Genomic DNA, 20,957 nt, shown 5'->3' on the forward strand with positions numbered 1-20,957 from the left:
TGTGCCATGTGTTAATTGTGTGTAGTATAGTGGTTTATCTTAGATGCGTATCTCTCTTGTAAGTGCTTTATCGCACGTTTTACGTTCAAAAACGCACGATTCTGTCTTTTTGTTTTACAGATTGCTACCCGACATAACGAAAATATGCCTACTTTTATCTGTTCAAAAAAATCTGACGAAATGAATTCTACCAACCATGCTGTTTATCCGAAAGAGCGCATACGTTTCGCCGTTCTTTCTTTTTTTCTGGCCCAGGGACTTTGTTTTTCGAGCTGGGCGAGTCGTATTCCTGATATCAAGGAGATCTTTACTGTAAATGATGCCTTATACTGGGGGATTGTATTATTTATGATCCCGGTAGGGAAATTTGTTGCGATTCCGCTGGCGGGTTATCTGGTGTCGAAACTGGGGAGCCGAATCATGGTGCAGATCAGTATTATGGGGTACGCTTTGTCATTGTTTGCGATAGGGACGGCTTTGAATATTTATATGCTTGGTGTGTTCCTGTTCTGTTTCGGGGTGTTCTGGAACTTATGCGATATATCATTGAATACGCAGGGAATAGGTATCGAGCGGCTTTACGGGCGGACAATCATGGCTTCTTTTCACGGAGGATGGAGTCTGGCTGCCTGTATGGGGGCTTTGATCGGTTTTATTATGATCGTTTCAGATGTCACTCCGTTCTGGCATTTTACGTTGATTGCTGTATTGATCCTGTTGCTGACCATGGTAAGCCGTAAATATTTGCAGGAAGATGTTGCCTCTGCGGAGGTGCAGGAAGAGCCGGTTGCCGACAAGTCGGAGAAATGGCAATATATCAGGAAGCCGGAGATGCTGCTGATCAAATTAGGACTCGTCGGCTTGTTTGCATTGGTGGTGGAGAGTGCGATGTTCGACTGGAGCGGCGTTTATTTTGAATCGGTATTGCAGGTACCTAAGTCTTTACAGATCGGGTTCCTGGTGTTTATGGTGATGATGACTGTAGGGCGTTTTCTGGCTAATTATGCATACCGGATATACGGAAAGCAACGGGTGTTGCAATTGTCGGGAGCTTTTATTTTTATAGGTTTCTTTATTTCGGCATTATTGGGTAGTACGTTTGATTCTATGGCAATGAAAGTAATCGTGAACTCTTTCGGATTTATGTTGGTCGGACTGGGAATATCCAGCATGGTTCCTACTATTTATAGTTTGGTCGGTGCCAAGTCGAAAACACCTGTGGGAATAGCTCTTACTATTCTTTCCAGTATCAGTTTTATCGGTTCGCTCATTGCGCCGTTGCTGATCGGAGCTATTTCACAGGCATTCAATATGGAATATGCTTATATGGTTGTCGGCCTGCTGGGGCTTTGCATTCTGTTGATGACGACATTCAGCAAGGCGTTTAAATGATCCGGAGATTTAAATCTCCGGAAATCGTTGTTCTGCCGTTTCCATACAATGGATTACTGCCTCTTTTGTGCCACTGAAAGGGCCGGAAGCCTCTATCTTGAGGGTCGACATTGCAGCAGCAAAACGACCGGCCTCTTCTATGGATGCTCCTTTGGCGCGCTGATACAGGTAACCGGTCATATAGGTATCGCCGCAGCCGGTAGCATCTACTACTTCCCTGGGTTTGTAAGCCGGTATCTTATGGAACGTTTTCCCGTCATATATAACGGAGCCGAGACTCCCCAATGTGATCAATACCTCTTTCACTCCCCAGTCGTACATTATCCGGGCGGCACCTGCCACATCATCATGCCCTGTCAGAACCTCCATCTCATGCTCGTTCGCTTTCAGGAAATGGATATATTTTAAAGCCTCTTCTTTTTCAGTCCAGTCGACGGCATATACTTTCTTATCACGGACTTCGCGCAGATATCCTTGTGAGTCGGCGGACACAAGTCCTTTTTCAGCCATGAATCTTACAACATCTAAAGAGAAGTCGTCAGCCAGCAGACTCCCCAGGTGAATGATCCGTGCCTGTATATCTTTCAGATAATCGACCGTGAACGGATCCGCTTTTGCCAGAACCCGTTGCGTACGGTTATCCTGATTCTCGCCGTAGATATTTTCGAAATAGACAGAATGCTTACTGGGCATAACAGAAACGTCGATCCCCTCGGACCTTAATCTGTCTACTTCTTTCATTTCTGTTTCAGCCAAAGCTGTGACCAACGAATAATCGATATCGTTGAAATGTTTGATTGCATGCGAGAAGTAAAATGCGGTTCCTCCCGCCATGTGTACTGTGTTTTTAGGGGTCACTATTTTATCTAGTGTGATGTGACCTATACAACAAAGATCGTGCATATTATAATATTGTTGATAACTGTACAAAAGTAGTCAAAAATGAGCATAGGTAGGAAAGCTTCTTTATTTTTATTATTTTTGTCTACTGCAATTCTTAAAATTGATGTTATGAGTAAAGACCTGATTTACGAAACGTTAATCAGCGCGATCAGAGAGAAGATACCCCACAAAGCGACCTTAACCAATGCACTTGTTGAATTACTGTGCATAGAACGAGAAGCCGTATATCGCCGTATGAGGGGCGATGTCGCTTTTTCTTTTACGGAGATAGCAGCCATCTCCAATAAGTTCGGGATCTCGTTGGATAGTCTGGTCGGAGGATGGGCGACAAAGAGCCGTCCTTATCAGCTGAGCCTGGTGGAGTACGTAGATCCTATAGAGGATGATTTTAAAATGTGGGGAATGTATAATGAACGTTTGTGGGGTGCACGCAACGATCCATCTTCAAACAGTGTGGAGTGTATGAATGTACTTCCTGCTACCTTTTTGTTGGATTATGAATATATAATCCGTTTCTATTTGTGTAAATGGTATAATCAATATGGACATTCGGATAAGGCAGTTCATTTCAGAGAGATAGAACCTTCGGAGAAATTATTGAAAGTGCAGCGGGAGACTGCCACTGCAGCGAAATATCTCAGGAAAACATCTTACGTAATGGATCCTTTAATTTTCCAGTATATTGTGAATGATATTCTTTATTGCCGCAGCATCCATCTGATAGATGAAGAAAGTGTCCGTCTTTTAAAGCAGGATTTGCTTTGTTTTCTGGATAATATGGAAGTTCTGGCTGCCCGTGGCATGTATCGTGAAACGGGTAATCCGGTACTGTTTTATATTTCAAATATCAATTTTGATGCCAGTTACAGTTATCTGGAGGCGCAAAACTACCGGCTCAGTATTATTCGTGCGTTTATATTGAATACGGTTGTATCATTGGATCTGAAAGCCTACGAAATTGTCCGTCATTGGTTGCAATCTTTGCTGAAATCATCTACTATGATATCTGTCAGCGGAGAGCAACAGCGTATTTTGTTCTTTGAGAAGCAAAGGAAGATCATAGATAGCCTGTAATCATAAATAAATCTGTATATTAGTAGCGTCCTTTAAATGTAAGCCCATGGAAATTCTACTCATTATACTGATCGTGGTTGTGTGGATCAGCCTCTATTCTCATATAAGTAAGATGAATACTCATACGGATTCCTTACGGAAAGATCTGTATAGTTTGCGGAAGCATATCGAAGCTCAGTTGGATGAACTCCGGAAGCAGCAGGCGGTGTCTCTGGCCGGAGAAAGGTCTGTAGAGGATATTCCTAAAGAAAAAATTCAAGAAACTATTGAAAAAACGGTAGAGATATCTGTCGGAAAAGCAAAGGAAGTGATCGTTCAGGAACCTTTGGTCGAAAAGATCATTCCTCCTGTTATGCAGAAGGTAGAGAAGCCTGTTGAAAGTCGGCCGGAAGAACCGGGTTCTTCTGTGAATGTTAAAGAGAAAAAGGTAGTACCTGAGCCTGTTATCAAGCCTTTTGGAATTGTCAAAGAGAAGAAGAAGGTCGATTATGAAAAGTATATCGGAGAGAATCTGTTCGGAAAGATCGGCATTCTGGTGCTGGTTGTCGGCATGGGATTGTTTGTCAAATATGCGATCGACAAGAACTGGATCAACGAGGTGTTCCGTACGGTACTCGGATTTGCAGTCGGCGGTGGATTACTGCTTTTATCCCAGAAGCTTAAAAAGACGTATCGAACGTTCAGTTCCCTCCTGGCAGGAGGTGCCTTTGCGATTTTCTATGTGACGGTAGGAATGGCTTATCATTATTATGGCTTGTTCAGTCAGACGGCAGCTTTTATCATACTGGTGGCATTGACGGCTTTCATGTCGCTTCTCTCTGTTTTGTACGACCGGCGTGAGTTGGCAGTTATTGCATTGGCAGGAGGTTTTATAGCTCCATTCCTGGTCAGTAACGGGATGGGTAATTATCTGGTGCTGTTCACTTATATGACGATATTGAATATGGGGATGTTCGGCTTGGCATTGTATAAGAAATGGGGAGAATTGCCACTTATCTGTTTTGTCGCTACCTATGTGATCATGCTCGGATATTCGCTGGTGGCGGATCTGGATATTGCCCGGAGCGCACAACTGTTTCACCTGTTGCTTTTCTCAACGTTGTACTACCTGATATTCCTGTTGCCTGTCGTATCGGTGCTGCGTACGGATAATAAGAAGGTAAATCAATTACTGGTAATGACGGTCGTGTTGAATAACTTCCTGTATCTCTTTTTTACTCTATGGTTTTTGCATGAATTGCAGTTACCTTATAATATCAAAGGAGCGTTCACTATATTTATAGCGTTTGTCAATGGCGGTATCGCTTTTGCCGTGCGTAAACGGGCGGCAGACAAAGGATTGTTACTTGCTCTTCTGACCGGAATGTTTTTTACTTTTATCTCGATCAGCATTCCGATTCAGCTGGAAGGTACTTTTATAACCTTGCTGTGGGCAACGGAAATGGTGGTGATCCTTTGGCTTTTCAGTCGGTTCCGGCAACCGGTATATGCTTGTTTTACATATATATTGTTCTGTCTGACAATCATCTCGTATCTGATGGATCTGGAGAATGCGTTATCTGATGGTCTCGTTTCTTCGTTGTTCCTGAATGGAACGTTTGCTACCGGGATTTTTACCGGTCTGGCGTTCGGTGTTTTTGCCTGGTTAATGGAACGGAAGAAAGCCTTATTCACGGACTTATCGAAGATACCATATACTCCGTTTAGTGCGATTGCCTGGTTGGTAGGATGCGGTATTATCTATCTTTCGTTTATTGTAGACTTTTATTTGCATATTACATATGCACCTTTAGCCGAGTGTGCTTGCCTGGCATTTACTTGTCTGGCATTGTTGTTGCTGCTGGCTGGATTGAGATTGCGTTTTGCGATCGGTTATTATACGATTGTTTATGCGATAGCAGCCGGACTTTCCGTCTGTTTATTCGTGCTATTGTCGTCGATTGTCAATGAGTATAGCAATACTTTGTTGTTTATATTGCAGTGGGGGGCATTGGTGGTTGTGATTGTACATCTGTTTTTGCTGGCCGGGTATTATTATCGTTTATATAATTTCCGGCAAAAAAGTGCGGATTGGATGACCTCGTTCATTGCGATCGCTTCTACTGTCCTGTTTACTGTTGCCGTTAATAATATGTTGCGTCTGACCGGTTGGGAGGAAGAAGCGAGTGCGGCTTTATCCATTTCCCTGAGTATTGCCGGATTTATCCAGATGTCATTAGGCATGCGTTTGCATCTGCGGATACTGCGTATGATAAGCCTGGCTGTTTTCGGAATAGTTCTGTTGAAGCTGGTCATTGTCGACCTTTGGCTGTTGCCGACGGTAGGGAAGATTATTGTCTTTATTATGTTAGGAGTTATCTTGCTTGTCTTGTCTTTCCTCTATCAGAAGCTAAAGAAGGCATTGTTTATTGATAACGAATAGGAACTGTTTGCTTGCCGATAATTATGGTAAGACCTGGCGATAATTGTCGACAAGTTTACTCACAATTATCGACAAGCTTGTTGACAATTGTCGGCAAGCAGATAGAATGGTTACGATCAAGTTGAAAAAACTGGTTTATAAAAATTCAATAGTTTTTTCCAGTGCCATTCCATGAGAACCTTTGATCAGGATATGATATCCTTTCAACGGGCCTGCTTTTAATGCTTCGATTAATTCTTCTGTTGTCGAGTAAGTGGCAAATTCTTTTCCGGCTTTTACGAAATGTTCTCCGCAGAGAAAAACTTTGTCGAATTTACCGGCTTTGATCTCTGCTACAGCTTCGGCATGCAGTTCGTCACTGGAAGGGCCCAGTTCACGCATATCTCCCAGGATCACGGCTTTGGGTGATACCGGCATGGCGGCGAAGTTCTCCAGTGCAACTTTCATGCTGCTGGGGTTTGCATTGTAAGCATCGATAAGTAACGTGTTATTAGCCGTCTCTTTTAGTTGTGAGCGGTTGTTTGTCGGTTCGTATGCGGCAATGGCGCGACTGATTCGTTCTGCCGGGATCTTAAAATAGCGGCCTACGGCAACAGTTACCAGCACATTGTCCAAATTATATGCACCTATCAGGTGCGTATCTACTGTATGGATTTTGCCTTGTTGTTTCCAGTCGAAAGTAAGGTACGGGTTACAACTGATCACGTGACCCGAAGCAAATGAAGTATCGTCAGCCCCGTAGGTGATCTGTTCGATCCCTTTGGCTATTCCCTGCAGATCTTTATTCTCTTTTTTGATGAATATCTTCCCTTTTGTACGGCGGATATAATCATAAAGCTCTCCTTTTGTTTTTACCACTCCTTCAAAAGATCCGAAACCTTCCAGGTGTGCACGGCCGACATTTGTGATGATACCGTAGTTGGGGAGGGCTATTTCTACCAGTTCCTTGATATCTCCCGGATGGCTTGCACCCATTTCGATGACGGCCATTTCATGATCGTGCGTTAACCGGAGCAAAGTAAGAGGAACTCCGATATGATTGTTCAGGTTCCCTTCCGTATAGAGTAGGTTGAATTTGGTGGACAGGACGGCTGCCAGCAATTCTTTGGTAGTAGTTTTTCCGTTGGTTCCGGTAATCCCGATAATGGGAATGCCCAATATCTTACGATGGCGGTGAGCTAATTGCTGTAAGGCCTTTAATACATCGTCTACCAGGATGGTGCGTTCTCCTGTGACATAATCCGGATTATCGATGACAGCATAAGCGCAACCCGTATCGAGTGCTTTTGCTGCATATTGGTTGCCGTCGAATCTTTCTCCTTTCAAGGCAAAGAAGATCGAACCACGCGGACAATTACGGCTGTCTGTCGTTATTTGCGGATGGTGTATAAATAATTCGTACAGTTCTGAAATACCCATAGCTTTTTTTCGTTTGGTGATTATTTGGTGAGCAAAAGTAGTAATTAAATGAAGAATGAGGAATGAAGAATGAAGATTTAAGTGATAATCGTGTATCTTTGCTGGAAATATAAGTTGGAATGTTAGATAAAACGCTCAATATGAAGGGAACACTGGTGTCTCTGTCCACACCGGTGGTGATGGGAATTTTAAATGTTACCCCAGATTCTTTTTATGCCGATAGCCGGAAACAGACGGAGGCTGCTATTGAAGAACGGATACGGACCATTTTATCGGAAGGGGCACAGATCATCGATATAGGCGGCTATTCATCTCGCCCGGATGCGGCTGAAGTCTCACTGGAAGAGGAGATGGAGCGACTGGCTTTCGCATTGGATATATTGAATGCACATTATCCGGAAGCAATCGTTTCCGTAGATACTTTCCGTGCCGGTGTTGCCCGGGAATGCGTGGAGGAGTACGGGGTGGCTATGATCAACGATATATCCGGCGGTGAATTGGATGCCGGAATGTTTGCTACGGTAGCAAATCTGAAAGTTCCTTATATTATGATGCATATGCGTGGAACTCCCCAAACGATGCAGCAGTATACCGGTTATACGGATATGATGGAAGAGATCATGCTCTATTTTGCCTCGAAAGTCCGTGAACTTCGTTTGTTGGGAGTCAATGATATTATTCTTGATCCCGGTTTCGGATTTAGTAAAAACGTCGATCAGAATTATCAGCTGATGAATCATCTGCAGGAATTCGGTGTATTCGGTCTGCCATTGCTCGTCGGTATATCCCGTAAAAGCATGATATATAAATATCTGGGAGGTTCTCCGGCAGAAAGTCTGAATGGTACGACGGTCCTGAATACGATCGCTTTGATGAACGGGGCGGATATCCTCCGTGTTCATGATGTAAAAGCGGCTGTCGAGGCTGTAAAGCTGGTTACTAAAACTGTCAATTGTCAATTGTCAACTATCAACTCATAATATTATGTGGATGCATTTCGGAGTAAAAGACCTGATCGATGTATTGCTGGTAGCCTTTTTCCTGTATCAGACTTACAAACTGATGAAGAGTTCGGGTACATTGGCTATCTTTAGCGGGGTCGTTTCATTTATTATTGTGTGGATCCTGGTTTCCCAGGTATTGGAAATGCGTTTGATGGGCGCCATACTGGATAAGTTTATCAGTGTCGGTTTTGTCGTGCTGGTGATCCTGTTTCAGGATGAGATCCGGCGTTTCCTGATGGCGTTGGGGTCTCATCGGGGATGGAAATTTCTGGGGAAACTTTTCTCCAAACGTAATGTGAATAACGAGCAGGAAGGAAAATATGTCGCTCCGGTAGTTTTGGCTTGTATGAATATGGCCCGTAAAAAAACCGGTGCCCTGATCGTGATCCAGCAGGAAGTCAACCTGTCGGTGTATGAACATACCGGTGAGATGTTCAATGCAGATGTGAATGCCCGTCTGATAGAAAATATCTTCTTTAAAAATAGTCCTTTGCATGATGGTGCCATGATCATTGCCGACGGACGTATCAAGGCTGCCGGTTGTATTTTACCGGTTGCACAGAATGCCAGTTTGCCGAAAGACCTGGGATTACGTCACCGTTCCGCATTGGGGATGTCTCTTGAGACCGATGCGTTGATTATTATAGTTTCGGAAGAGCGGGGTAAAATATCTGTGGCCCACAATGGCAAACTGGAGATTAATATTTCAGCCGAAGACCTGCAACAAATCTTGTCCGGTGAGCGTGAAGTCGTGAATTACTGTTAAATCTTCTGAAAGTGGCAGCTCCGGTTGCAAATCTTTTGTGCTTTTTGCAAACTCTATGTTGCATTTTGCCTACTTTTGTACCCGCAAACAGTAGCAATTACTAAATTCTATAAAAAATATCTTCCGCTATGGACTTAATGCAAGAGATTATTGCACGCGCTAAAGCTGACAAGCAGCGCATCGTTCTTCCTGAAGGAACAGAAGAAAGAACACTGAAAGCCGCCGACCGTTTATTGGCCGATGGAGTTGCTGACATTATTCTGATCGGAAATCCGGCTGAGATTTCTTCCCTGGCAGCAAACTACGGTCTGAACCACATCGGACAGGCTACTATTGTTGACCCTAAAAATCATGAAAAGAAAGTTGCTTATGCTGACCTGCTTTTCCAGCTGCGTCAGAAAAAAGGTATGACTCCTGAAAAGGCTGCCGTTCTGGTAGAAGATCCTTTATTCCTTGCTTGCCTGATGATCAAGGCAGGTGATGCTGACGGTGAAATTGCCGGAGCCCAGAATACAACAGGTAATGTGCTTCGTCCTGCCTTGCAGATCGTTAAGACTGCTCCGGGCATGAGTTGCGTATCCGGTGCTTTCCTTATGTTCACAAAGAAACCGGAATATGGCAAAGAGGGTTTGCTCGTATTTGCCGACTGCGCTGTGATGCCGAATCCTACAGCTTCGGAATTGGCTAGCATTGCTATTGCTACAGCCGCTACGGCTCGTGATATCGTTGGTGTGGAACCACGTGTTGCTATGTTGAGCTTTTCAACAAAAGGGAGTGCATCTCATGAAATGGTAGACAAAGTCGTTGAGGCTACACGTCTGGCAAAAGAAATGGCACCTGAACTGAAGATCGACGGCGAATTGCAGTCTGATGCCGCTTTGGTAGAATCGGTTGCTTCATTGAAAGCTCCGGGTAGCGAAGTGGCCGGTAAGGCTAACGTATTGGTATTCCCGACACTGGAAGTTGGTAATATCGCTTATAAACTGGTTCAACGTCTGGGTGACGCAGAAGCAGTAGGTCCGATCCTTCAGGGTATGGCTGCTCCTGTCAACGACCTGTCACGCGGTTGTTCAGTAGATGATATCTATAAGATGGTTGCTATCGCCAGCAATCAGTCTATCGGCTTAAAGGCTGCTAAAAAGTAAAAAAAGACACAACAAGAAAGATATGAAGATATTAGTATTAAATTGCGGAAGTTCGTCTGTTAAGTACAAGTTGTTCAATATGGACACACATGAGGTACTGGCACAGGGCGGCGTAGAGAAACTGGGTTTGCCGGGTTCTTTCCTGAAATTCACTCAGCCGGATGGCACAAAAGTGATTCTGGAGAAAGAATTGCCTGAGCATAATGCAGCTATCGAGTTTATCCTGAGCGTACTGACTGACGATCAATACGGCTGTATCAAGTCGTTTAACGAAATTGATGCTGTAGGTCATCGTGTGGTACACGGTGGTGAAGCATTCAGCAGTAGTGTGGAGATTACTTCGGAAGTGATCGGTAAAATGGTTGAGTGTATCGACCTGGCACCGCTTCACAACCCACCAAACCTGAAAGGTATCCGTGCCATGAGCGCATTGATCCCGGGAATCCGCCAGGTGGGTGTATTCGATACTGCTTTCCACCAGACAATGCCTGATTATGCTTATATGTACGGTCTGCCTTATTCTCTGTATAAGAAATACGGTATCCGTCGTTATGGCTTCCACGGAACCAGTCACCGTTACGTTTCAAAACGTGCTTGTGAAATCCTGGGTGTTCCTTATGAAGAACAGAAGATCATCACGGCTCACGTTGGCAACGGCGGTTCAATCGCTGCTGTAAAGAACGGTAAGAGTGTCGATACTTCTATGGGGCTGACTCCGGTAGAAGGTCTGTTGATGGGAACACGTTGCGGTGATGTGGATGCGGGTGCACTTACATTCATCATGGACAAGGAAAAGCTGGATGCTAAAGGTTTGTCTGACCTGATCAACAAACAGAGTGGTGTGCAGGGACTTTCCGGCATTTCTTCCGATATGCGTGAGATCGAAGCTGCTGTTGCCGAAGGCGACAAACGGGCTATCATGGCATTGAACATTTACAACTATCGCATCAAGAAATATATCGGTGCTTATGCTGCTGCTATGGGTGGTTGCGATATCCTGGTATGGACTGGCGGCGTAGGTGAAAACCAATGGGCTACCCGTCGTGTTGTATGCGAAAATATGGAATTCATGGGCATGAAGATCGATGTTCAGAAGAACGACGGTATGCGTGGTGAAGAAATGGTGATCAGTACTCCGGACAGTAAGGTAACAATTATCGTTGTACCGACTGACGAAGAATATATGATCGCTTCCGATACAATGGATATATTAGGTAAATAAATAGATACCGGATATGAATCAGGAGACCGAAGGAATGGTGTATAACTATCCTCCGGTCTTTTTATACCATAAATACTATGTTGAAGATCCTCCCTGTTTTACAATCTCTATTCAGGAATAAAAAGTTCCTGGCCTTGTTGATCCTGGCAGGCTTGCTGATCAAATTATTGATGCTACCCTTTTTTCCTGAGCCGGGTGATTATACATTCTTTTTGAAACCGTGGGTCGAATTTATCCGGTCGCATGGTTATTGGCAGGCATTTCGTTTTGAATTTGCTAATTATTCACCGGCTTATTTATATTTTTTGTTGGGAATAGCCAAACTGGGAGGAGAACCGCTTATTCCGATCAAGCTGGTATCGATTTGTTTTGAATATGTTGCAGCTTGGTTTATAGGGGGAATTGCCTATCAGAAGTATAAGGAAGATTGGGTGAGATGGTGTGCTTTAGCAGTAGTTCCGCTGTTGCCGACGGTTCTGATCAATAGCTCTTACTGGGGGCAATGCGATTCGGTGTATGCCTCATTTCTGGTGGGGAGTATTTATTTTGTATTAAGAAAGCGGTCATTCCTTTCCATTCTGTTTTTGGGAATTTCGTTCTCTTTTAAGCTTCAGGCTATCCTTCTTTTCCCGTTTTATTTTGTATTGTTGTTGAGAAACAGGGTCAAATGGTATTATTTTCTGTTGGTACCGGCTGTTTATTTGATTTCATTGTTACCGGCATACTGTGCAGGGCGACCGCTGACGGAGCTATTGTCTGTTTTCATCTCCCAGTCCGAATATTATGATTCACTTTCGTTACAGTTCCCGAATCTGTATATGTGGATCAGTGACAATCATTATGAGACGGTTAAATGGATCGGCATTCTCCTTACATGCCTGTTTGCTCTCCTGACAGGGGGATTGCTGGCTAAAAAGTACAGGGCGCAGTTAACGAATGATTATCTGGTTCGTCTGGCTCTTCTTTCTGCAGTGATTTTTCCTTTTTTGTTGCCGGGTATGCACGAACGGTATATGTATGTGGGTGATCTGTTGGCAGTTGCTTATATTATGTATTTCCCCCGTAAGTTCTACAATGCTTTAGGAATTCCCCTTATCTCTTTATTTTCATATGCTCTTTGTACTTCATTGAATGAGTCTTTGATCCGTTATTTGGGTGTTCCCGTAACTATCTTTTATATATGCGTTATAGGCCTGCTGATACGGGACTTTTATTTGTCTTCCCTGAAAGAAGGTAAATAAATTACTTCCTTTTTTAGGTAAATCCCGAGAAAACTATGTAAATTGCAGGCGAAAAAATAATTACTAATCCTCACAGCTTACAAAACACAGGATTAGTGTTTAGACTGCTCCGACACCGGTTGGAGCAGTTTTTTTATGGTCTCATGTGAGGATTATTCTGTTTCGAACTGTTCCAGGAAGAGATTTTCCCCGTCCCAAACGATATAGGAGAAAAGAGTCATCCAGTCGCCGGCTATCAGCAGGCGGGAAGTGCGGGAGAGCATCAGGTCGAGCATGATATGGCGATGCCCGAAAATGAAGAAGTTGATATCCGGATGCGTTTTCAGGTAGTCTTTAGCGAATAGAACCAGATATTCAGCTGACTCACCTTTATATTCGAGTGCATTTTCTTTTTCCAGTCCGCTTTTACGGCTGCTCAATGACCAACCGAGGGCAAAGCCGAAGGTCCAGCGGGGATGAATGCCTCCGTAAAGCCACTGGCAGAATTTATTACGGAAAAGGGCACGGATAAAACGGAAGGCTTTGCTGCGATAGTCTACTTCGTCGCCGTGACCCAGAAAGAAACGTTTGCCTAGCAGGTCGGTGGTCAGTACGTCGCGGTGGATAATTGCACCGATCTCATTCGGCAGGTAGTCGAACATCCAGATATCGTGATTACCGATGAATATATGGATTTCTATCCCGCTGTCCGAAAGTTCGGCCAGTTTACCGAGGAAGCGGGTGAATCCTTTGGGTACGACATATTTATATTCGTACCAATAGTCGAACATATCCCCCAGAAAATAGATGGCCATAGCCTCGTCTTTGATGCTGTCGAGCCAACGTACCAGCTTTTTCTCGACTGCCAGCGGGTCTTTATGAAACCGAGCGCCCAGATGGGCGTCCGATGCAAAAAATATTTTCTTTCGGGATGAATTCATAAGAAGCCGAGTTCCAGTTTTGCCTCTTCCGACATCATATCCTTATCCCATTCCGGTTCGAAAACGAGATTGACTTCCACATTATTTACACCGTCTACCGATTCTACTTTCATGCGGACATCTTCCAGGATAAAATCGGCTGCCGGACAATTCGGGGCAGTCAGGGTCATATCTATACGGACGTTTTTTTCGTCGTCTATGTCTACTTTATATATCAGGCCGAGATCGAATACGTTGACCGGAATTTCCGGGTCGTACACTGTTTTCAGCATGGCGACAATTGCTTCTTCTGTTTGGAGGAATTCGTTGTTCATCTTCTTTTAATTTGAATGCAAATATACATTAATATCTTCTATATACTAAACCATAGAAAAGAGAAAATGTTCTACAGGGCCAGTCGACCCTCGTCTGCATAGCTGAAGTAACTTTCCTCGCAGAGGATTATGTGATCCAGTAAATTAATTTCTAACAGTTCGGCTGCTTTATGCAGGCGTTTGGTCAGGGAGTCATCCTGTGAACTTGGACGGGTGTTACCGGACGGGTGGTTATGGCATAGGATAATGCCTGTTGCCAGTGCGGTGATAGCCATTTTCAGAATGATGCGCAGGTCGGCGGAAGTTTCTCCGATGCCACCCTGGCTGATCCTGTTTTTTCCGATTACTTTTCCGGCACGATTGGTCAGTGCGATCCATAACTCTTCGTATGGCAGATCGCAGAGTAACGGATGGAATAAGGCATAGGCATCATGGCTGCTCCGGATCGATTGGCGGAAGATAGGATCTGCAAGATTACGCCGTTTGCCTAATTCGAGAGCTGCACAGATCGTGATAGCTTTAGCTTCGCCGATACCTTTGAAACCTGATATAAGTTCCTGTATGGTCAGTTTTGCCAACGCGTTCAGATTGTTGTCTACTGTGTTGAGGATACGTTGTGAAAGTTGTACGGCTGTTTCGTTACTGTTGCCCGAGCTGATCAGGATGGCTAAAAGCTCTGCTTCACTAAGGGAGGAAACGCCTTTGAGTAACATTTTTTCGCGTGGGCGGTCTTCTTCTGCCCATTCTTTTATTTTCATAGTTATACATTGTTTTGGTGAAGAAAAACAGAGGGACGGCTTTTTGACCGTCCCTGCATTATATCATATTATTCACGGATACGTCCTACGTAAGAACCGTCTGTCGTGTTGATTTCGATAATTTCGCCTTCGTTGATGAACAGCGGAACACGAACTTCAGCACCGGATTCAACTGTAGCCGGTTTTAATGTGTTAGTTGCAGTATCGCCTTTTACACCCGGTTCGGTATAAGTGATCTTCAACTGAACTTTTGTAGGCATATCTGCGAAAAGAACAGTTTCTGTCGATGCATCGGAAACAACTTCAACGATCTGGCCTTCTATCATATAGTCAACGCCATTGATCAGTTCCTTGTCGATGATTACATCTTCGTAAGTTTCCTGGTTCATGAAGTGGAAATGATCGCCTTCGCGATATGTATATTGATAAGGACGACGTTCTACACGTACGTCTTCCAGTTTTTCACCAATATTGAAACGGCGTTCGATCTGGCCTCCTTTTACTACATCTTTTAATGTAGTACGCATAATTGTGTTTCCTTTTCCCGGTTTTACGTGAAGGAAGTCAACACAGAAATACAGTTTGCCATCCAAACGAATACAAGTTCCTTTTTTAATGTCTTGTGAATTAATCATACGAAATATTTTTATTTATAATGTTTTTTTGAATTGTCTTCGGTCATTTTCGGGTACAAAAGTAGTGTTTTCCTCTTAAAGTACCAATAAGCGGCAATCTTTTTCTTTAGAAATGAGTTGCAAATCAGTCTGATATGATTTGCAGGGGGATAAAAGGAGGATTTATTCTAAAACAAGGAAATGATAAAACTGATAACAGGGACCAGAATCGCAGTCATGATTCCCATCAGCCCGATCGCTAATCCGCTCAAAGCGCCTTCAATGGCACCGATCTGAATGGCTACTGAAGTACCCAGTCCGTGTGAAGAGGCTCCGAGGGCCAATCCCTTGGCAATCCGGCTTTCTATTCCGAGTACTTTCATGACAAACGGACCGACAATACTGCCGAATATACCTACTGCTACAACGATCACTGCTGTCAGTGAAGGGATTCCTCCAGCCTTTTCTGCGATCCCCATGGCGATAGGAGTTGTGACCGACTTCGGTTGGAGCGAGGCGATCAATGCCTGGTCGGCCCCCATCAGATCGCCGATTACGATGACACTGACGATACCTACGATTGCTCCGACGAATACGGAAGTGAGAATGGAAATTACATTCCCTTTCAAGTACCGTACCTGGTCATAGAGGACGAAACCCAATGCTACGACCGAAGGCCCCAGCATGAAATGGATCAGATGGCTCCCTTTCTGAAAAGATTCGTATTCTATGCCCATTGTTTTCAGAACAAGTATGATTACGAATATGGAAGTCAACAACGGATTCAGCAGGCTGATACGTGTCTTTTTGTATAAAGCGAGTGCTGCCAGGTAAGTACCGATCACTAAAGTGAGTGCAAATACTTCGGAATGTACCAGATTATTCATTGCTTTCACCCTCCTTTCCGAGTTTTTGCTGAATAAGGGCAACACTGGCAATCACCAGAATGGTGCTGACAACGGAAGCAGTCAAGATTACTGCCCAATATTGTGAGATAATGCCGAGAGAACTCATCAGTCCGACACCGGCAGGCAGGAAGAACAACCCCATATTCTCAGTCAGGATCGTCGATAACTTCTTTACATTTGCCGGCTTTACCAATTTGAATGCCAGTGCCAGGAATAACAATACCATACCGATGACACTTCCCGGGATAAAGCCATCGATGAAAGAACTGATAAATTCTCCGGTAAAATAGAAGAACAGAATGTAAAATGCCTGTTTTAGCATATTTCTTTGCTGTTTTATTAGTCACTGCAAAGATAACAGCTTTACAGGAAATATGTTCTATAACATATTAATTTAACATATCCAATCCTCTACAAGGCTGCTGTAATCTTCCTCATGTTTATAGTTCAATTATTTCTAAATATGAGCGTTAACTCTGTCCTCCCGGGCTTGACCCGGGATCGCATCCTATACTGATAATCAACACTCAGTATGAGATGGCGGGTCAAGGCCGCCAGGACAGAAAGAGAGCCGCCATGATAGGATAAAGGTTCACCTTTTCCTAATTTTGTAGCAGATTAATTCCGCCAACGGGTTCTTATCATTCTTTCTTTATTTCCCCCGAAAAACAGGCTAAATTCCATCTTTTAACAATCCCTTGCGGAAAGTTGAAAAAACAGGTATTGAAACACAGCGTATTATGAAATGCGTACGGGTATATATCTATATATGTAATAATAGTTGAAAATACAGTATGAAAGGTTGAATATTATAGGATAGAATATAAAAATCAAATGACGAAATTAAACGTTCCTTTTTTCTCGCCAGCAAAGTTAGACATAAGTTTTAAACCTACAATTCTTTCCCATAATTTTTTTTCAATTCTATCCTCTTTCTTATCAATTGAATAGCAATTAGAGTACAAAAATCGTACTTCTTATTACCAAGGCAAGATACTACCTAAAAAATGGCGAGAAAAAAGGAACGTTTAATCTAGTCATTTACTCTCAGAGACGTTCCAAATCCAAGGTTAAAAGGCTTTTTAAGTAACACTATTATTAATATTAAATTAAACGATTATGAACAAAAAGTTTTCTACGCTTTTGATGGCGGGTATGCTGGTCGCAGGCTCGTCATTTAATGTTAATGCGGCAGACGTTAAAGTGAATGGGGCACCGCTGAAGGTAGAACCTTTCGGAGGCACCAAAAGCGGTGTCTTTATTGTCAAAGATGCTGACAACGACGGTAAGATTAGTGCTGCGGACTACCTTCTTAAAGCAACTAAGACTAAGGCCGGACAGTTGACTTACTCTGTGGTTGATTTAGGTACGGAAGATCTCAGCACTCTGACAGATAAAGAACTGGATGCACTTCTTTGGAATTTTAAAGAAGATATCATTACTGAAGGTGGTAGTGGTACACCGGGTGCTGCTGCAGGAACTAAACACTACTACTATTCTTTGGAAAGCAAAGCAACCGCAGTTCCTTTGGCTTTTAAAGTTAATGTTAATCCTTTTGTTTGTGTAGATAAGGCAGAGGAGTCAAAATTTGACAATGGCAAGACCCAGATTTGGTTCATGTCAAAAGTTGGTGATGGCAAGACTCAGATTAAAGCAGCTGATAAAAACGCTCAGTTGTTTTTGTATTATACCGGTGCCGCTACTTCCGGTGGCAACCAATTATTGACAGGTAGTTCAACGGCTGGTGCAGATGGGTTCACATTGGGTGGTCCGAGTTCTTCAGATAACTTCCTTCTTGCAACCTTAGGTGAAAGGGAGATTCTAGGAGAGAATGTCGCTGAAGAACTGAATGATATGAAGGGTGGTAGAGGTTTCATGTTCTCGTTTGCTAATAGCACATATAATAGCAAAGAAGTCTATGACAATATCTTCAAGGATCTGGATTTGAGAGCGTTCTATGTGGATGAGGATCTGGATCCGAATGGCGCTGCTGATGAAACTGAAGATTTCATGCCGACGGATTCTCTCGCTTGGCAAGCCAATGGTGCACATTATGCTATCCCTGCCGGTATCTATTTGGCTTCAGACTGGAGCGCATTGGATAGAAAAGATGCCGAAGATAAAGAAACGTTGAACACTTTCCGTATCACAAGTAAAGAACAGTTCAGCAAGATGACTTTCGTGGCTATTCATCCGCAAAGCTATACCAAGCTGACAGACGCTGGCCGCACTAATGGTGGCGGTTTCTTGCTGAAAACCGTAAAAGGTAGCGACATGAACTTCTATGATAAGAAGGGTGTGGATAAACTGGAAGTAACAAACAATACAGACATCCATAATGCAGCTTTGATGTCTAAAAAAGATGAAGTGTTCGTAGGTAACGCTTGTTTCACTGCCACGGTGAAGAATCCGCTGACAGAAAATGAACAATATGAGTTGACTGTCGCTGACGCTCGTTTGGATGTTGCTAAAAACGGTACTCATGCTAATAAATCTGTAACTGTTACAGTACGTACCAGCACTAACAATGTGAATGATCCTGCCGGAGATCCTTATCTGATGTCTGGTGTGGGAACTGATGTCGTAGCATTGAAAGCCGTTCCTTCAACAACATTGGCCGACGCTACAAGCCTGTTACACAACGATGCTACTCCGGCTATCTATGCAATCAAATTTGTCAGCGGTGCAGAAGAAGCCGCCAATGAAGAGGTTTCTGAATATGGACAGTATTTGACATTGGAGTCAGATAATACAAATCCTAGTTCGCCGAACGACTTTACATTTGCTGCTATGCCGAGTGTAAATGACGGAGCTAATGAAAACGACCCATTGTATCAGTTCGTAATCACAGGTGTTAAAGACAATGATAACGATCCGGATCACAAAAGAGAAACTGTCCGGATTACAAACCGTCTGACCGGTGCATCAGTTTGGGCAGTATTGTATGCCGAAAAGAAATTGGGTGACGATATCTATACGGTATATCCGTCTGTTAAAGATGGTATGCCACGTGACCAAAAGTTAAGAATTGCTCATACTGCTGTTAACGGAGATTTTGTTTGGAATAATTCTTTGGAATTCAGAGGTATGCAAGTTCAGCTGATTGAAAAGAAAGATGTAAAGAAATTTGATACTTTCGAAACAGTTGAAAGCGAAGAAGGTTTGTTTACTTTCGAATTTGCCAAGACTGCTGAAGCAAACGACAGATTGTATGCAGCAGCAGCAAGGGATAAGAAGACCGGTAAGATTGAAATCTTTAATAATGGAAGCAGAGATGAGGTTGTAACATCTAAGACTGCTGACCAGTTCGAACTGATCCGTGTAAAAGAAGCTGGTAATGATAAGAAAGATAAAGTTTCTTACATCCTGAACGATTTCGTTTATATCCAGAATAATAACGTTGTTACTTCTCCGATTGAAAAGGATACGGTTGCTTTCTATACTTATAATGTAAGATTCTTTGCTCCGGATGAAGATGATGTATATTACCTGAATGGAGGAAATTTATCACTGACCGAGAAAGAGTACATTATCAAATACAATCTGGATGGTTCTGTATCTCTGGTAGAAAAAAAGACTGGAACTACTTCAAATGTTGACTTCAGAAGCGCTATAAACTATTTGGCAGTAGCTGATGCTGTACAGGATGAAGAGACAGAAGAAACAGAAAGAGTTGATGTAGCAGCATGGGAAAATGCTCTGTATTATGATTATAAGAACGATTACAACGAACTACCGGTTAAGACCTTCTTGGTACCTGAAAAGGTATATGGTTCATTAGAAGCTCTTCCGCAGACAACAGAATTCAAGAATACAGACAACTATGGTGGTTACCTGTTCATGAAGGATGAATTTGCAGCTGTGGTCAATCCGTTTGAAACTATGATATTCTGTTTGGATACAGTAGATACAGACAAGAATATACCTTCATTCTACATTCGCACGGAAGATAAGGCGAAGTTCTTGTATTTCGCTACAGACTCAGCTGACAGTAAACGAGTAGCTGACTGGAGAAAATATACATTTGCAAAAGATAATGAAGACTATGCTACACGCTTAATCTTTAAAGATGCAAGCATCGTCAGCCTGCAGGATGCTGATACATTGCAGACAATGGTTGACGGCAAGCTGACTAAGGTAGCTGTAAAAGAAAACAAAGTGACAGGTGTTAAGGGTGGCTTGAATAACTTCAAGTTCCAGGTAATCGAATCCGGTGACGGAGACGGTACTTATGTAATCCGTAACGCAGCAGAAAGAGCTTATGTAATTTCCGTCAACGGTAATCTGACATTAGGTGCTGAAATAAAAGCCGCTGCTCGTTTCGAAGTAGATCCTACCATAACAGTAGCTAACGAAAGCATCGATGCTTCCAGTATCCAGGTTATTGCCGCTAACGGTGCCGTAATCGTTAAGGGTGCTGCCGGTAAGACTGTTACAATCAGCAACGTATTGGGTCAGAAAGTTGCTAGCACAGTTGTTACTTCAGATGAAGCTACCATCGCTGCTCCTGCCGGTGTAGTTGTAGTAGCAGTAGAAGGCGAAGCTGCTATAAAAGCAATCGTAAAATAAGAAATTATTTATAATCAATAAATTTAAATTGACTGCGTGTCGTAGGGGTGGGTTCACCCACCTCCATGGCAAGTATCCTGCGACAGGCGAACAAGCGGTCAGCATTAATACTAAAGTAATGAAATAAAGTTCTTCTGTTCTAACTCTGTGAAGAGCGAAAAACAGACAAAAAAAGCCCCGGGGGATTTCCTCCGGGGCTTTATTGGTTAGAAAAAGGTGAAATATTTTTTAGATGACAGTTGACAAGTGACAGTTGATAGTAAGGCTTCGCGATCGAATGTAGAAA

Annotated in this window: 17 protein-coding genes; 9 read left to right on the forward strand and 8 right to left on the reverse strand. The window is 43.2% G+C overall.

Features of this window, described 5'->3' with window-relative positions; genetic code table 11:
* Positions 1-180 precede the first annotated feature (180 nt).
* The gene (locus IEY67_RS07725) at positions 181-1,392 is read left to right on the forward strand and encodes an MFS transporter (protein WP_122351930.1); all 1,212 of its coding nucleotides are present in this window, start codon (positions 181-183) and stop codon (positions 1,390-1,392) included.
* 9 nt (positions 1,393-1,401) lie between these two features.
* Here the strand turns inward: IEY67_RS07725 and IEY67_RS07730 are convergent, their stop codons facing one another.
* Positions 1,402-2,295, reverse strand: a complete 894-nt coding sequence (locus tag IEY67_RS07730) for a carbohydrate kinase family protein (protein WP_122375235.1) — start codon at positions 2,293-2,295, stop codon at positions 1,402-1,404.
* A gap of 108 nt (positions 2,296-2,403) precedes the next feature.
* Here IEY67_RS07730 and IEY67_RS07735 point away from each other — a divergent pair, with 108 nt between their 5' ends.
* Both IEY67_RS07735 and IEY67_RS07740 read left to right on the forward strand, forming a co-directional pair.
* A complete protein-coding gene (locus IEY67_RS07735) occupies positions 2,404-3,369 on the forward strand; it encodes a hypothetical protein (protein ID WP_183671311.1) in 966 nt (321 codons plus the stop codon).
* Between the two features lie 46 nt (positions 3,370-3,415).
* Entirely contained in the window at positions 3,416-5,791 is a 2,376-nt protein-coding gene (locus IEY67_RS07740; protein ID WP_229800998.1) for a DUF2339 domain-containing protein, read from the forward strand.
* A 135-nt stretch (positions 5,792-5,926) separates the two neighbouring features.
* On the opposite strand, the gene IEY67_RS07745 is transcribed toward IEY67_RS07740, so the two are convergent.
* The gene (locus IEY67_RS07745) at positions 5,927-7,210 is read right to left on the reverse strand and encodes a UDP-N-acetylmuramoyl-tripeptide--D-alanyl-D-alanine ligase (protein ID WP_183671310.1); all 1,284 of its coding nucleotides are present in this window, start codon (positions 7,208-7,210) and stop codon (positions 5,927-5,929) included.
* 119 nt (positions 7,211-7,329) lie between these two features.
* Here IEY67_RS07745 and folP point away from each other — a divergent pair, with 119 nt between their 5' ends.
* From folP to IEY67_RS07770, 5 genes are all read left to right on the forward strand, one after another.
* Positions 7,330-8,190, forward strand: a complete 861-nt coding sequence (gene folP / locus IEY67_RS07750) for a dihydropteroate synthase (RefSeq protein ID WP_183671309.1) — start codon at positions 7,330-7,332, stop codon at positions 8,188-8,190.
* A 4-nt stretch (positions 8,191-8,194) separates the two neighbouring features.
* Complete coding sequence (gene cdaA / locus IEY67_RS07755; protein ID WP_183671308.1) at positions 8,195-8,980, forward strand: diadenylate cyclase CdaA; 786 nt, start codon at positions 8,195-8,197, stop codon at positions 8,978-8,980.
* A 128-nt stretch (positions 8,981-9,108) separates the two neighbouring features.
* Positions 9,109-10,125: a phosphate acetyltransferase gene (gene pta, locus IEY67_RS07760; RefSeq protein ID WP_183671307.1), complete on the forward strand. Its 1,017-nt coding sequence runs from the start codon at positions 9,109-9,111 to the stop codon at positions 10,123-10,125.
* Positions 10,126-10,147: 22 nt separating this feature from the next.
* Positions 10,148-11,347: an acetate/propionate family kinase gene (locus IEY67_RS07765; protein WP_122351922.1), complete on the forward strand. Its 1,200-nt coding sequence runs from the start codon at positions 10,148-10,150 to the stop codon at positions 11,345-11,347.
* A gap of 77 nt (positions 11,348-11,424) precedes the next feature.
* Positions 11,425-12,588, forward strand: a complete 1,164-nt coding sequence (locus IEY67_RS07770) for a putative hexosyltransferase (RefSeq protein WP_183671306.1) — start codon at positions 11,425-11,427, stop codon at positions 12,586-12,588.
* A gap of 152 nt (positions 12,589-12,740) precedes the next feature.
* Here IEY67_RS07770 and IEY67_RS07775 read toward each other — a convergent pair whose 3' ends face one another.
* From IEY67_RS07775 to IEY67_RS07800, 6 genes are all read right to left on the reverse strand, one after another.
* Complete coding sequence (locus IEY67_RS07775; RefSeq protein ID WP_122351920.1) at positions 12,741-13,508, reverse strand: UDP-2,3-diacylglucosamine diphosphatase; 768 nt, start codon at positions 13,506-13,508, stop codon at positions 12,741-12,743.
* Positions 13,505-13,822: an SUF system Fe-S cluster assembly protein gene (locus IEY67_RS07780; RefSeq protein ID WP_009859980.1), complete on the reverse strand. Its 318-nt coding sequence runs from the start codon at positions 13,820-13,822 to the stop codon at positions 13,505-13,507. The genes IEY67_RS07775 and IEY67_RS07780 overlap by 4 nt, the downstream gene beginning before the upstream one ends.
* A gap of 71 nt (positions 13,823-13,893) precedes the next feature.
* Entirely contained in the window at positions 13,894-14,580 is a 687-nt protein-coding gene (gene radC, locus IEY67_RS07785) for a RadC family protein (protein ID WP_183671305.1), read from the reverse strand.
* A 68-nt stretch (positions 14,581-14,648) separates the two neighbouring features.
* Positions 14,649-15,215, reverse strand: a complete 567-nt coding sequence (efp, locus tag IEY67_RS07790) for an elongation factor P (RefSeq protein ID WP_122351918.1) — start codon at positions 15,213-15,215, stop codon at positions 14,649-14,651.
* Positions 15,216-15,382: 167 nt separating this feature from the next.
* Complete coding sequence (locus IEY67_RS07795; RefSeq protein ID WP_122351917.1) at positions 15,383-16,081, reverse strand: LrgB family protein; 699 nt, start codon at positions 16,079-16,081, stop codon at positions 15,383-15,385.
* Positions 16,074-16,424 (reverse strand): CidA/LrgA family protein, encoded by a 351-nt coding sequence (locus IEY67_RS07800; protein ID WP_122351916.1) that lies wholly within the window; start codon positions 16,422-16,424, stop codon positions 16,074-16,076. The genes IEY67_RS07795 and IEY67_RS07800 overlap by 8 nt, the downstream gene beginning before the upstream one ends.
* A 797-nt stretch (positions 16,425-17,221) precedes the next feature.
* Between IEY67_RS07800 and IEY67_RS25370 the strand changes: the two genes are divergently transcribed.
* Positions 17,222-20,671 (forward strand): DUF6383 domain-containing protein, encoded by a 3,450-nt coding sequence (locus IEY67_RS25370; RefSeq protein ID WP_183671304.1) that lies wholly within the window; start codon positions 17,222-17,224, stop codon positions 20,669-20,671.
* Positions 20,672-20,957: the final 286 nt, after the last annotated feature.

This window comes from Parabacteroides faecis, from assembly GCF_014647375.1.
In the GTDB taxonomy this organism is placed as follows: Bacteria; Bacteroidota; Bacteroidia; order Bacteroidales; family Tannerellaceae; genus Parabacteroides; species Parabacteroides faecis.